Origin of the sequence: Carnobacterium divergens DSM 20623, from assembly GCF_000744255.1 — a bacterium.
GTDB classification, from domain to species: Bacteria; Bacillota; Bacilli; order Lactobacillales; family Carnobacteriaceae; genus Carnobacterium; species Carnobacterium divergens.
In genome coordinates this window covers 118,427-130,903 of sequence record NZ_JQLO01000001.1, presented here as the reverse complement: position 1 = coordinate 130,903, position 12,477 = coordinate 118,427, and the positions used below count along the sequence as shown (strand labels likewise).

Below are 12,477 nucleotides of genomic sequence, written 5' to 3'. Positions count from 1 at the left end.
AGCTAGTACTCTCACTTGATAAACAGACTAATCGATTTGAAGTTTATAAGTGATTATATCAGTGTTTTAGGTGATTTTTCTGCGAACAGGCAGAGCTGAATGTTGAGCTTTTCCTTGCTGACTTTTTGTAACTCTATAGAATACATGTTCAATGAAAATAGTGTAGCAATCAAAAGATATCTACTCTCGTACATTCAAAAGAAATATAAGAATCTTCGATGATATCTCCATCTATTTTATCAGTGTCTAATTCAAATAAAAATCCACCAACTTTTACTATTTTTTCTTTTACATCAATTAATTTTCCAGAAATAAGATATGAAAAATATCCTGTCAATTTTGTTATCTCTTCTTTAAATTCCTTATTAACCATAATATTTGTTACATCTAAACAATAGACAGGTTCTTTCAACTCATCACCTACAGACAAATCAAGAGGTTGTGAAAAGCATAGTATTTTAAACCTATCATCAGTAACTTCAACCTCAGCTTCCTTTATTGCCTCATTTATCCACATTATTTTATCTATCCTCATAAGACCAACCTTACATTAATAAATCTATTTTTATTCCTTTCTAGAAAAAGTAAAATCAGCAAATTGAACACTTACTAATGGCTTCATGTAATTATAAGTATATATATCCAATTTAGGAAATTCACTATTTTCAAATTCTATTTTTTGAATAGTGAACTGGCTCCAATTTAATTCTCCATTATTCAATTCATATAAGTTTTTTGGCATATCGTAATTAAAGTTTAGACAATTACAAAATTTAAATTCAATTCTTTCACCTTTTTCCAATTCCGTCCAGAAATAATCAACTTCTATTACTAAATCAGTAAGGTTCGCTTCAAAATATATTTTTGTTATAATGCTATCTGTGAAATCAAATTCAGATAATTTTGCTTCAATAATATCGTTTTTATTCACAATCATTCTCCTCTAATTTAAATTTTTAAAATAAAAATGGGTCAATTTTCTAACTTCCTGCCTAGTTGCATTGCTCGGAAAAACCCCAGAAGCATCTACATAATTTCCTCCCGAATTTTGAACTCTAAAATAAGGAATACCATATCCTGGATTTGCATGAATTCTTATTTTTTCCCCAGTACTTGGATTGATAAAAATTGTAGCTACACCACTTTTTGAACCACCTTGTTCAATTGATTTTTGCCATCCTTTTTTTTCCAACTGCTGAATTAATTCGTTAGGAGTTAAATTATTAGCTATTGCTTTAATACTTTTCCCTTCCCATTTGAAAGCTTTAATTGTATCCCCAGTTTTATCCAACGCCTTAAAATTTTTCCACTCTTTTTCCGTTAAATGAATGCCATCTAATCCTTTTCCTGCTTTTTTAGCTAGCTTCGCACTCCTTATGATATCTTTTATTTTATCAGGTGGCAAGACGCTTAATAATAGCCAAAAGCTTGCTCCAGCTTTCTGAACTTTTGTGGAACCATCGTCCATTAAGACCTCAACATCATCAATCCCCATCAGTATCTTCAAAATATCTGGTGTCAGTTGTGCCATCACGTCTACCGATTCCATTAGTTTTGATTTCTGTAAGGCTTCTGTGGCTTCTTTTTGAACTTTTCCATTTTTTAAAATTTGATAAAATGTTCCATATTTCGTTTTGATTTCTTTGATTTCATAGTGATCTTCTTTGTTTTCGCTATTGTATTTTTCTAACGTTTGATACCACTCTAACGAATTCAGATTTAAAGCATGATACCCATTCGCCCCACTTTCAAAATTCTTGCTATCTCCTAAGTAGGCTAACCCTTGTAGAATTGCCCTGAGGGTTTCATGAACGTTATCAAAATTCCCTTGGGTTTGCTTCTCAAATTGTTCGTATCGTTTTAACAATTCAATTTCTTTCATTTTTCCGTACATACTCTGTTGTCCGAAAAACTCTTTCAAAATAGGCACATCTTTAAAGACTTTCGCCATTTCTTCCATAAAGTCTAATTTTTGTGTTTGAAGCTGTCTTAATTGATTTTGTAAATCCTGTAACTTATCTGTATCTAGCCTATTTTCAGCTTCTCCCACTAGACTTTTAAAAGTGGCAAGATAAGCTTTAAATGAATCATCGAGGTCGTACATCGCGTTAAAAATACTATCTGAAATCGTTTTATAGTTTCTATGATAACTTTTAGCAGAAGACCACGCTTGACCTTGTAATTCATTTTCTTCTACAAAATGGTCATTGGCACGATTGTATTCTTTTAGGTAAGAAACAATCGACTGTCTAAGACTGGTTAGTTCATCGGACAGCCCTTTTAATTCTTGGTAGTCGATTCTTGGCATTCATTTTCCACCTTACTTGCTTTTAGAAAATCTTCTTCTAGTTGATTTCGTTGAGCAGTTTTTTTGCGGATAAGCTGTTCTAAAGCTTCTTCCCCACTTACTAATTTACGGTTGAAGAATTGTTGTTCTTCCTCTAACTGGTCGCATTCTCTGCTAATCGAACGTTCTGCTTCTGTTCCTCTACTTAATTGATGAAGCTTTCCCCATAATTCTTTTTCTTTATTTTGCATATGTTGGAAAGTAGAGTAAGCTGTTTCAATGGCTTGATTCGTTTTCTTTAACTGACGTAATTCACTTTCAGAGTCTAAATATTCTTCATTCAGCTGACGGCTACTTGGTTGATTCATGGTTAGTTGACCCCCCATTCTTGATCGGTTTTCTTAATAGCTTCATGAATTTTTTTGAGATTTTTAACGTCGGTATCAACGCCTGTTTGAAACTCCTGAGTTGCTTCTTTTATATCTGACAAACAGGATTTTAACGTCGTCGCTGCTTGACTGTTTGAATATGAAATTGATTTTTTTAATGAAAAGTTCACTTCTTGAGTCGCTTGAACCATTTCTTTTGATAGACTGGAAACGACTGCTTCATTTGTGGCTATTTTTGTCATATGTAGCTCCTTATTTTATTGAATTATTCTAGATAATTAAAATAACGATTTTAATTTAATTCTATTTTATCATAGTTAGATAGTTATTTTACAATATTTCAAAAAAAAAATCGTAAATCCTTACTAACTAAGGATTTACGATTTAATTTATTTTATTCCCACTCCACAGTTGCAGGTGGCTTACTCGTAATATCATACACAATACGATTTACATGACTTACTTCATTAACAATACGAACAGAGATTTTTTGCAAAACATCCCAAGGGATACGTGCAAAGTCAGCTGTCATTCCATCGATTGAAGTTACCGCACGGATTCCAACAGTGTAGTCATACGTACGGCCGTCTCCCATAACACCAACACTACGGATGCCAGGTAGAACGGTGAAATATTGCCAGATGTCACGGTCAAGACCTGCATTAGCAATCTCATCGCGTAAAATCATATCACTTTCGCGAACGATTTCTAATTTTTCTTCAGTAATTTCGCCAAGAACTCGAATTCCTAGACCTGGACCTGGGAATGGTTGACGCCATACTAAACTTTCAGGCATGCCCAACTCGATTCCTAATTCACGAACTTCATCTTTAAATAGAGTATTTAAAGGTTCGATTAATTTAAATTGCATATCTTCTGGAAGTCCACCAACATTGTGGTGTGATTTGATTGTTTGGGCAGTGTCGGTTCCACTTTCAACTACATCTGTATAAAGTGTTCCTTGTGCCAAGAAATCAATTCCGTCTAATTTAGTTGCTTCATCATCAAAAACATAAACAAATTCATTTCCAATAATTTTACGTTTTTGTTCTGGATCGCTTACGCCAGCTAATTTTTCCATAAAGCGTTCTTTTGCATCAACACGAATAATGTTCAAACCAAATTTACCTTCAAGGCTTCCCATTACTTGATCGCCTTCATTTTTACGTAATAAGCCGTGGTCAACAAAGATACAGGTTAATTGATCCCCGATTGCTTTTTGTAAAAGAACACCAACAACACTTGAATCTACTCCGCCTGATAAACCAAGTAGAACTTTTTTGTCGCCTACTGTTTCGCGAATTTTTGCAATTTCAAGCTCGATAAAGTTTGAAATACTCCAATCTCCTGCACACTCACAAATATCAAATGTAAAATGTTTTAAGATTTCGTTTCCGTTAACGGAGTGGCGTACTTCTGGATGGAATTGAACTGCATGGAAGTTACGTTTGCTGTCATACATTGAAGCAATTGGACAATGAGCACTTGTTGCTGAAATAGTAAAGCCTTCTGGGACTTTAGTTACTAAATCACCATGACTCATCCAAACCGTTTCTTCTTTTGCTAATCCTTTAAATAATGGAGCAGTGGCGTCTTCAATCACGATTTCAGCTTTTCCGTATTCACGGTTATTGGCTGCTTCAACTTTTCCACCTAATACATCCGTCATCAATTGCATTCCGTAACAAATTCCTAAAATTGGAATTCCTAAGTCAAAGATAGCTGGGTCAATTTTAAATGCACCCTCATCATAAACACTGTTTGGTCCTCCTGAGAAGATAATCCCTTTAACGTTCATCGTTTTGATTTCTTCCGCAGTGATTTTATGAGAAAGTAATTCAGAATAGACACCGAATTCACGGATGCGTCTAGTAATTAATTGGTTGTATTGACTTCCAAAGTCAAGCACAATAATTTTTTCAATCGTTGTCATATCAGTAGCTTTGGCCACTTGCGCTCACCCCATCTTATTTTTTTGACTTGTCAAACAAGTCTTGGTTATTCGTATATTGTAGCGATTCTTTTGCCTTTGGTCAACATTTCTCACGCTTTTTGAAGCAATTTCTAATATTTTCTTAAATACAGTTGGTCGATTTTGTGATTGGTGGTTTTATGAATAATCAAATCGGCTCGATTTCGCGTGGGCATAATGTATTCTTCTAGATTCGTTAAATTCACTCGTTTCCAGACGTCTCGCGCCATTGTAAAGGCTTCTTCCTGATTTCCTATGGCATAGGAGTAATAGTAGTTTGTCGGGTCTTTAAAGGCTGTTTTAAGCAATAAGCCAAACCGTTCTAAATACCACTGTTCAATTAAATCTGGCTCCGCATCCACAAAAATGGAAAAATCAAAAAAGTCGCTGACGTAAATTTGTTGATTTTGAGGCAATTGTAACACGTTGATGCCTTCTACAATCAAAATATCGGGTTGGTCAATATATTCAAATTCCTCTGGAATAATGTCGTAGATCTCATGTGAATAAAGTGGTGCCCCAACATGAGGAACGCCATTTTTCACGTCTCCTAAAAAGTTAATCAAGCGATTCATATCATAACTTTCAGGAAATCCCTTTTTATCCATAATGCCACGTTTTTCTAGCTCATGATTAGGGTATAAAAAGCCATCCGTCGTAATCAATTCAACACGCTTGGTTTTATAAACACGCGATAAAATCATCTGTAAGAGACGTGCTGTCGTGCTCTTTCCTACTGCTACACTTCCTGCAATGCCAATAATGAACGGCTTTTTCTCTACATTTTTCTTTAAGAAACGCAGTTTATTTTCTTGTAGATCTTCATATTGCTTTAAATAAATATCAACTAAATGAGCGATAGGGATATACACTTCTTCAACATCCGTCAAAGATATTCGATCATTTAATCCTTTTAGCTGTTCTAATTCTATTTTCGTCAAAGGAGCGACACTATTTTGATAAAATTCTTGCCATTCATCCCGCTCAATTATATGATATGTCGCTGATTCCTTCATAACAATTGGATCCTCCTAGGGTTAACTTCTTGATTATTGTACCAAAAAAGCAGTCATTTATATAGTTTTCCCACAAGTTTTTTTGATTTCTTTTATTTCTTAAGTTTAACCTTGAGTTCCTGTTAAGTTTTTCTTAGTTTCACGAAGAATTTCTAAAATTTAAGTCATTCAATTTACTATTTGCCATTTATTCGATAAAATAGACTGGTTCACTAGATTTATCCTAAGCATTAAAATTTCCTTAAATATTGAGATATAATAGTAAAATCAGTTATTCTATGTTAAAATTTTTGGCGGTATGCTTTTTAATACGTTTTGCCTGTTTCTACTATATTAATGTAGAAAATAAGATTGATTATATAGGATAGGAGTTCTTGCAATGAATCAAGAGCCAAAAAAGGGATTCGGGACAGCTAATGGAAAAATTATCTTAATGGGAGAACACGCTGTCGTTTACGGAGAGCCAGCGATTGCAATTCCTTTTCCAGCAGTTTCCATCCAAACAACAATTGAACAAAAAATTGGACCTGCAACTCTTGACTGCACCTTTTATCGTGGCTTATTACAAGAGGCTCCATTACGACTCAACAGTTTATTAACAGCCATTTCTGAAACACTTGCCGTTTTAAAGAAATCTGCTGTTGATTTTTCAATTACAATTACAAGTATGGTTCCACCGGAACGTGGCATGGGGTCAAGTGCTGCCGTTGCCGTTGCGACAATCAGAGCTTTGTATGATTATTTCAATCAGCCTCTTGAAAGAGAACAATTAATGCATCTAATTGATGTTGCTGAAACGATCGCTCATGGCAATCCCAGTGGCTTAGATGCTGCCATGACGAGTGGGACTACACCCCTTTATTATGTGAAAAACCAAGCTTTTGAAGCCTTTGATTTAAATCTTAATGGCTGCTTGATTGTTGCAGATACTGGCATTACGGGACAAACAAAAAAAGCGATTCAACTAATTGAAGAGCAATTTATCACCCATCAAGCAGCTACTCAACAAAAAATCACCCAACTAGGAACTCTTTCAAAACAAGCAAAACTAGCATTAAGCAGCAATGATAAAGAAACGCTTGGCGAAAGTATGAACCAAGCACATCATTTACTTCAACAGTTAGGTGTTAGCAATTCAACCTTAGATTTACTGGTGGATACGGCAATTGAGAATGGCGCATTTGGTGCAAAATTAACCGGTGGTGGTTTAGGCGGTTGCATGATTGCCTTAGCAGAAACACAAACTGATGCTGACTGGATTGCACTAAAATTAAAGCAAAACGGTGCTAAAAATACGTGGATTTATCAGATGGGAGCAAATCAAATTGAAAAATAGTGGTCGCGCGATCGCACATACCAATATTGCCTTAATTAAATATTGGGGAAAAAAAGACGATGCTCTAATTTTACCAATGAATAGCAGTCTTTCTCTAACGTTAGATGCCTTTTACACAGATACAAAAGTTACCTTTGATTCAACACTTAAAAACGATCAATTTTACTTAAACGAACAGCTTCAAGATGAACTGGCAACTCAAAAAGTCAGCCGTTTTTTAGATTTAGTTCGTGAAAAAGCAGCCATTTCAACGTCTGCAATCATCCATAGTACCAACCATGTTCCAACAGCAGCAGGTTTGGCTTCATCTGCTTCAGGCTTAGCCGCTTTAGCTGGTGCTAGCAGTCAAGCTTGTGATTTAAACTTAACGCCAACTGAACTATCTCGCTTAGCTAGAAGGGGGTCAGGTTCTGCTTCACGAAGTATTTTTGGCGGCTTTGTAGAATGGCAAATGGGAGATAGCGATGAAACGTCCTATGCTGTTCCCGTTGATGATGCCAATTGGGATCTTGCTATGCTAATCGTTGTCGTCAACAAACATGAAAAAGCCGTATCAAGCCGTGTTGGTATGAAACGCACGGTTGAGACATCCCCTTTCTATCCAGGCTGGCTTGAAACAACGCCACTTGATTTAGCAGAAATGAAACAAGCCATTCAAGAACATGATTTCCAAAAAGTTGGCGAAATTACAGAACGAAATGGTTTGAAAATGCACGGCACCATGCTTGGCGCTAACCCTCCCTTTTCTTATTGGGAATCAGATAGCATCAAAGCCATGCAACTCGTTCGTGAGCTACGTCATGCAGGACTTCAGTGTTATTTTACAATGGATGCTGGTCCAAATGTAAAAGTGCTATGTAAAAAATCTGAGCTATCATTAGTCAAAGCTCGTTTTAGTCAACTATTTAAAGAAGAACAATTAATTTCAGCAGGCGTTGGTCCTGGTATTCGTTTACTCTAAATCTAGATTTTATTTAATTTGAAGGGAAGTTTAATTTTATGATTGAAGCTTCAGCCCCCGGCAAGTTGTATATTGCTGGAGAATACGCCGTCGTAGAAGCAGGACATCCTGCAATTATTGTCGCCGTTGACCAATTTATTACGGTTCGTTTAACTCACGCAGAAAATTATGGAAGCATTCGCTCTTTTCAATATGGCGAACTCCCTATTCTTTGGACAAGACAAAATGGAGAACTCGTATTAGACAAACGCGAGAATCCTTTTCATTATATTTTAGAAGCGATGAATTTAACTGAACGTTTTGCAAAGGAGCAAGGCAAAGAATTATCTTTTTATGAGCTGACTGTCACAAGTGAATTAGACAATTCAAATGGGAAGAAATACGGTTTAGGCTCAAGTGGCGCCGTAACCGTGGCAACTGTTAAAGCACTTTCGAAATATTATGAATTGAACTTATCAAAAGAACAAATCTTTAAAATCGCTGCTTTAGCTCATTTATTTGTACAAGGGAACGGTTCTTGTGGAGATATTGCTGCAAGCGTCTATGGCGGTTGGATTGCCTTTAAAACCTTTGATCGTGATTGGGTCTTAGCAAAAGAAAAAGAATTAAGTCTAAGCGAACTTTTAAAATTAGACTGGCCCTCTTTATCCATTTTGCCTTTAACGCCTCCACGTGACTTGCGTCTCATCATTGGCTGGACAGGTTCACCTGCGTCAACTTCAAATCTTGTTGATAAGGTGAATGATCAACGTAAACTTGATGTGACTGCCTACGAAACCTTTTTAAAAAACAGCACAAACTGCGTTAATGCTATTATCGAAGCTTTTCAAAATGGCGATATCGAAATCATTCAAAAACAAATTCGGGTAAATCGTCAATTACTGCTTTCAATGAGCGCCAAAACGAACGTCATAATTGAAACACCCGCCTTGAAAAAACTTTGTGATCTAGCAGAAACCTTTAATGGCGCTGCAAAATCATCTGGTGCAGGCGGAGGAGATTGCGGAATTGTCGTTTTCCAACAAAAAGAAGGCTTGCTTCCATTAGTGACAGCTTGGGAAGAAGTAGGAATCACGACGCTACCTCTCCATGTTTTTACAGAAAAAAATGGCACCTCAAAAAAATAAATTCAGCTAGGAGGAATGTACAGTGTCCCAATTAAATCGTAAAAATGAACATGTTGAAATTGCTGAAAAATTTTTCAACAAACCAAAACAATCAGACTATGATTCACTAGCCTTTGTCCATCAATCTTTTCCTGAAATGTCTGTTAATGATGTGGATATTCGTACTTCCTTTTTAGATTTTCATATGTCCTCTCCTTTTTATATCAATGCAATGACTGGCGGAAGTGAAAAAACAGAAAAAATTAATGCCCAGCTTGCTCAAGTAGCGGCAGCTACTGGTGTTGCGATTGCTTCTGGCTCACAAAGCGCTGCTTTAAAAGACCCTAACGTCACTAGTTCCTTCAAGGTGTTGCGCCAATACAATCCAGCTGGTCTTATTTTTGCAAACCTTGGTGCAGATCATTCGGTTGAAAATGCACTTCGCGCCATTGACATGCTTCAAGCAAATGCGATTCAATTACACGTAAATGCCCCTCAAGAGCTGATTATGCCTGAAGGCGATCGTGATTTCCATCATTGGCTAACCTCAATCGAGGCCGTCGTGAAACAAGTGGATGTGCCTGTGATTGTCAAAGAAGTTGGCTTTGGAATGAGCCGCAATACCCTTTCGTTGTTAAATGAAATTGGTGTAGAAACCGTTGATCTAAGTGGACGAGGCGGTACTAATTTTGCTGCAATTGAAAATGTTCGTCGTGCTTCTCATTCTCTTGATTTCTTAGAAAATTGGGGACAATCAACAATTATTTCCTTATTGGAAGCTCAATCTTTCTTAACGAAAATGAATCTACTTGCTTCTGGTGGCGTACGAAATTCCTTCGACATTATTAAATCTCTTTCTTTAGGTGCCAAAGCAGTTGGTGCATCAGGATTCTTCCTACATTCTATTTTAAACGATGGCGTTGATTCAACCATTCAAACGATTGAAAATTGGCAAGAAGAACTAAAACTCATGATGACGCTCCTTGGTAAAAAGACAATTCCTGAATTGCAAGAAACCGATCTTATTATTAGTGGATCTGTTCGTGATTGGTGTCTAGCTAGAGAAATTGATTACCAGCAGTTTGCGAAGCGATCTTAAAAAAAATAACAAAAAAGAAAATTGTATTGGGAATTTTATACATCATCCAACTATTCAATTTTTAGTTGTTCTCAATCGTTTTTTCAAAAACAACCAAATCCAAACACCGAATGCCGTTTTCGTAAATGGGTTCTGCATAGTTGCTAAAAAAATTTGATTTAATTGCTACCATCCGAAATCCACATTTTTGATAAAATGCTAAATTGTCTAAGCTAGAGTTCCCTGTCCCTACTTCCATTTTTTGATAGCGTTCACGATAATAAGCTATCGCTAGCATTAATGCCTGTCCACCAAAACCTTTCCTTTGCCATTCAGGTAAAAGACCAAAGTTTTTCAATTCAATTGTTGTTTGATCAACTGGAATAAATAACATCACACCTATCGCAAACTGATCCATTAACACTAACAATAGCTCTCCCTTGTCAAGGTACTTTTCAACTTCAGTAACCCCCTCATCTCCAATCAACAACAGGTCAAAATAAGGGTCTCGCTTCTTTTTTTCAATTGATTGAAAGTGTATCATCTATCTCTTCCTTTCTTTTTATCCTCGCATTTTCTATCATTTCCCTTTATAGTAAAGAGAGTATAAACAATGATTAGGAGCGTGATACATTTGACTAACTTTAAAGCTTTGCTGGCAAAAAATGAATCGGAGACCATCCAAACAGCAATTGAAGAACTTACTTTAAGCGATTTACCTACAGGAGAGTGCCTTATTAAAGTTCATTATTCTAGCGTAAACTATAAAGACGCCTTAGCCACAAAAAAAGGCGGTGGGGTCGTTCGGATCTACCCGATGATACCTGGAATCGATTTAAGCGGTGAAATTGTTTCTTCTACAGATGCCAATTTTAACATTGGAGACAAAGTATTGGTCACTGGCTATCAGCTAGGAACTGCTCATTTTGGTGGATTTAGCGAGTATGCCTGCGTCCCTAGTAAATGGATTGTCCCATTACCAACGGGCTTAACGTTAAAAGAGGCGATGATTATTGGAACAGCTGGCTTTACGGCTGCGTTATCCATTCACGCGTTGGAGCAAAATCCATTGGCAGTAACTGATTCGATTCTTGTGACTGGCGCTACAGGAGGCGTTGGAAGTATGGCTATTGCGATGCTAAACAAACTAGGCTATCAACAAATCACTGCTGCCTCTCGAAAAGCTACTGCTTCGACAGACTATTTACACAACATTGGAGCAACAACCGTTACAACACCTGCTGAACTTCAATTGGAAAAAATCAAACCGTTAGAAAAACAACTTTGGCAAGGAATCATCGATCCTGTTGGTGGTCATGGACTTACTCAATGGTTAGCCCAATTAAGCTACGGTGGGACACTCGCTTTAAGCGGTAATACTGGAGGCCTTCACTTTGATTCAACCGTTCTTCCATTTATTCTAAGAGGGATTCACTTAACAGGAATTGATTCAGTAAGTTGTCCTATGGCGTTAAGAAAAAGCCTTTGGAATCGCCTTGCAACTACTATGAAACCCGATCATTTAGAAATGATGATTGACAATGAAATTACCTTGAACGAATTGCCTACTGCCTTTAACAAAATTTTATCCGGTGAAATGACTGGTCGTACTTTAGTAAAAATTCATTAAGCTAAAGAGTCTCGCCTAACGTTTTCGTTAGACGAGGCTTTTTTTTATTTGATGGTTTCGTTCGATATAAATCGTCCCAAAAAAACGGGGACGATTGTTTTCAAAAACGAGATAACTGTCATCATTGATACCATAGCCAATTGGCACCTTGGCTTTTTTTAGTCCTGCTCGTAACATTCGGTGTTCCCGCCATTTTGAATAATGCGCACTAATGACGCAATCCGTTACTAGTCCCAATCCTTTTTTTACACGGATTCCAAACAGGTTATCCTTATAGGAAACCAACATTGTTTCTGGCATAATCAAGCTTCCCGCTGAAAATCCTACTAAAGGAACGCCTGAGTAATAGGCTTCAATTAACACTTTTTTCACTTCGCCTTTGCTGTAAATCCGGTGATATTTCAAAGTATTCCCAGAGCCAATCAAAATCAACTCTGCTGACTGGATAGCTTTTATGAGAATCTCTTTTTCCACATCATCTCCACAAATCGTTTCAAAATGAGTAAAGCCGGCTTCATAAAATAGCTGACGGCATTGTTCCTGATATTTTACCGCTCCACCTACTCGAACCGTTAAATATAAAATTCGCGCCCCTGAGGATAAACCTTCTGTCGCATAATCAATGATTTCCTTACTTGGCGGCGGTGTTCCACCACCTAAAATAATCTTTTTCACTTTTTTATTCATCATCGATGCGCCTAC

14 protein-coding genes are annotated in these 12,477 nt (G+C 36.8%); 5 read left to right on the top strand and 9 right to left on the bottom strand.

What is annotated here, in order from left to right:
• Positions 1 to 169: 169 nt before the first annotated feature.
• The 7 genes from BR52_RS00655 to coaA all read right to left on the bottom strand — a co-directional run bounded on the left by BR52_RS00655 (position 170) and on the right by coaA (position 5,664).
• Entirely contained in the window at positions 170 to 535 is a 366-nt protein-coding gene (locus tag BR52_RS00655) for a hypothetical protein (protein WP_034568295.1), read from the bottom strand.
• Between the two features lie 30 nt (positions 536 to 565).
• Positions 566 to 931: a hypothetical protein gene (locus tag BR52_RS00650; RefSeq protein WP_034568293.1), complete on the bottom strand. Its 366-nt coding sequence runs from the start codon at positions 929 to 931 to the stop codon at positions 566 to 568.
• 12 nt (positions 932 to 943) lie between these two features.
• Positions 944 to 2,308 carry a T7SS effector LXG polymorphic toxin gene (locus BR52_RS00645; RefSeq protein WP_034568291.1) on the bottom strand — a complete coding sequence of 455 codons (1,365 nt, stop codon included), beginning with the start codon at positions 2,306 to 2,308 and terminating at the stop codon, positions 944 to 946.
• Positions 2,281 to 2,655: a hypothetical protein gene (locus tag BR52_RS00640; protein WP_034568289.1), complete on the bottom strand. Its 375-nt coding sequence runs from the start codon at positions 2,653 to 2,655 to the stop codon at positions 2,281 to 2,283. The genes BR52_RS00645 and BR52_RS00640 overlap by 28 nt, the downstream gene beginning before the upstream one ends.
• A gap of 2 nt (positions 2,656 to 2,657) precedes the next feature.
• Entirely contained in the window at positions 2,658 to 2,918 is a 261-nt protein-coding gene (locus BR52_RS00635; protein WP_034568287.1) for a DUF3130 family protein, read from the bottom strand.
• 152 nt (positions 2,919 to 3,070) lie between these two features.
• Positions 3,071 to 4,609: a glutamine-hydrolyzing GMP synthase gene (guaA, locus tag BR52_RS00630; RefSeq protein WP_034573323.1), complete on the bottom strand. Its 1,539-nt coding sequence runs from the start codon at positions 4,607 to 4,609 to the stop codon at positions 3,071 to 3,073.
• A gap of 131 nt (positions 4,610 to 4,740) precedes the next feature.
• Positions 4,741 to 5,664 carry a type I pantothenate kinase gene (gene coaA / locus BR52_RS00625; protein ID WP_034568285.1) on the bottom strand — a complete coding sequence of 308 codons (924 nt, stop codon included), beginning with the start codon at positions 5,662 to 5,664 and terminating at the stop codon, positions 4,741 to 4,743.
• A 379-nt stretch (positions 5,665 to 6,043) separates the two neighbouring features.
• Here coaA and mvk point away from each other — a divergent pair, with 379 nt between their 5' ends.
• Genes mvk through fni form a run of 4 tightly spaced genes read left to right on the top strand, consistent with a single transcriptional unit; the run spans position 6,044 to position 10,166 of the window.
• On the top strand, positions 6,044 to 7,000 hold the full coding sequence (gene mvk / locus BR52_RS00620; protein ID WP_034568283.1) for a mevalonate kinase: 957 nt from the start codon (positions 6,044 to 6,046) through the stop codon (positions 6,998 to 7,000).
• A complete protein-coding gene (gene mvaD, locus BR52_RS00615) occupies positions 6,990 to 7,961 on the top strand; it encodes a diphosphomevalonate decarboxylase (protein WP_034568282.1) in 972 nt (323 codons plus the stop codon). The genes mvk and mvaD overlap by 11 nt, the downstream gene beginning before the upstream one ends.
• Before the next feature lie 38 nt (positions 7,962 to 7,999).
• On the top strand, positions 8,000 to 9,088 hold the full coding sequence (locus tag BR52_RS00610; RefSeq protein ID WP_034568281.1) for a phosphomevalonate kinase: 1,089 nt from the start codon (positions 8,000 to 8,002) through the stop codon (positions 9,086 to 9,088).
• A gap of 22 nt (positions 9,089 to 9,110) precedes the next feature.
• Entirely contained in the window at positions 9,111 to 10,166 is a 1,056-nt protein-coding gene (fni, locus tag BR52_RS00605; RefSeq protein ID WP_034568280.1) for a type 2 isopentenyl-diphosphate Delta-isomerase, read from the top strand.
• Between the two features lie 61 nt (positions 10,167 to 10,227).
• Here fni and BR52_RS00600 read toward each other — a convergent pair whose 3' ends face one another.
• Entirely contained in the window at positions 10,228 to 10,689 is a 462-nt protein-coding gene (locus BR52_RS00600; RefSeq protein WP_034568279.1) for a GNAT family N-acetyltransferase, read from the bottom strand.
• Positions 10,690 to 10,770: 81 nt separating this feature from the next.
• On the opposite strand from BR52_RS00600, the gene BR52_RS00595 reads away from it, so the two are divergent.
• Entirely contained in the window at positions 10,771 to 11,775 is a 1,005-nt protein-coding gene (locus BR52_RS00595) for an oxidoreductase (protein ID WP_367593379.1), read from the top strand.
• 27 nt (positions 11,776 to 11,802) lie between these two features.
• Here BR52_RS00595 and BR52_RS12475 read toward each other — a convergent pair whose 3' ends face one another.
• Positions 11,803 to 12,465 carry a Type 1 glutamine amidotransferase-like domain-containing protein gene (locus BR52_RS12475; RefSeq protein ID WP_051915577.1) on the bottom strand — a complete coding sequence of 221 codons (663 nt, stop codon included), beginning with the start codon at positions 12,463 to 12,465 and terminating at the stop codon, positions 11,803 to 11,805.
• Positions 12,466 to 12,477 lie beyond the last annotated feature (12 nt).

Excerpts from the sequence above, each read along its gene's own strand:
- BR52_RS00610 (WP_034568281.1), top strand. The coding sequence starts at position 8,000 with ATGATTGAAGCTTCAGCCCCCGGCAAGTTGTATATTGCTGGAGAATAC.
- mvk (WP_034568283.1), top strand. The coding sequence starts at position 6,044 with ATGAATCAAGAGCCAAAAAAGGGATTCGGGACAGCTAATGGAAAAATT.
- BR52_RS00645 (WP_034568291.1), bottom strand. The coding sequence starts at position 2,308 with ATGCCAAGAATCGACTACCAAGAATTAAAAGGGCTGTCCGATGAACTA.
- BR52_RS00655 (WP_034568295.1), bottom strand. The coding sequence starts at position 535 with ATGAGGATAGATAAAATAATGTGGATAAATGAGGCAATAAAGGAAGCT.
- guaA (WP_034573323.1), bottom strand. The coding sequence starts at position 4,609 with ATGACAACGATTGAAAAAATTATTGTGCTTGACTTTGGAAGTCAATAC.
- coaA (WP_034568285.1), bottom strand. The coding sequence starts at position 5,664 with ATGAAGGAATCAGCGACATATCATATAATTGAGCGGGATGAATGGCAA.
- BR52_RS00635 (WP_034568287.1), bottom strand. The coding sequence starts at position 2,918 with ATGACAAAAATAGCCACAAATGAAGCAGTCGTTTCCAGTCTATCAAAA.
- BR52_RS00600 (WP_034568279.1), bottom strand. The coding sequence starts at position 10,689 with ATGATACACTTTCAATCAATTGAAAAAAAGAAGCGAGACCCTTATTTT.
- BR52_RS00640 (WP_034568289.1), bottom strand. The coding sequence starts at position 2,655 with ATGAATCAACCAAGTAGCCGTCAGCTGAATGAAGAATATTTAGACTCT.
- BR52_RS12475 (WP_051915577.1), bottom strand. The coding sequence starts at position 12,465 with ATGATGAATAAAAAAGTGAAAAAGATTATTTTAGGTGGTGGAACACCG.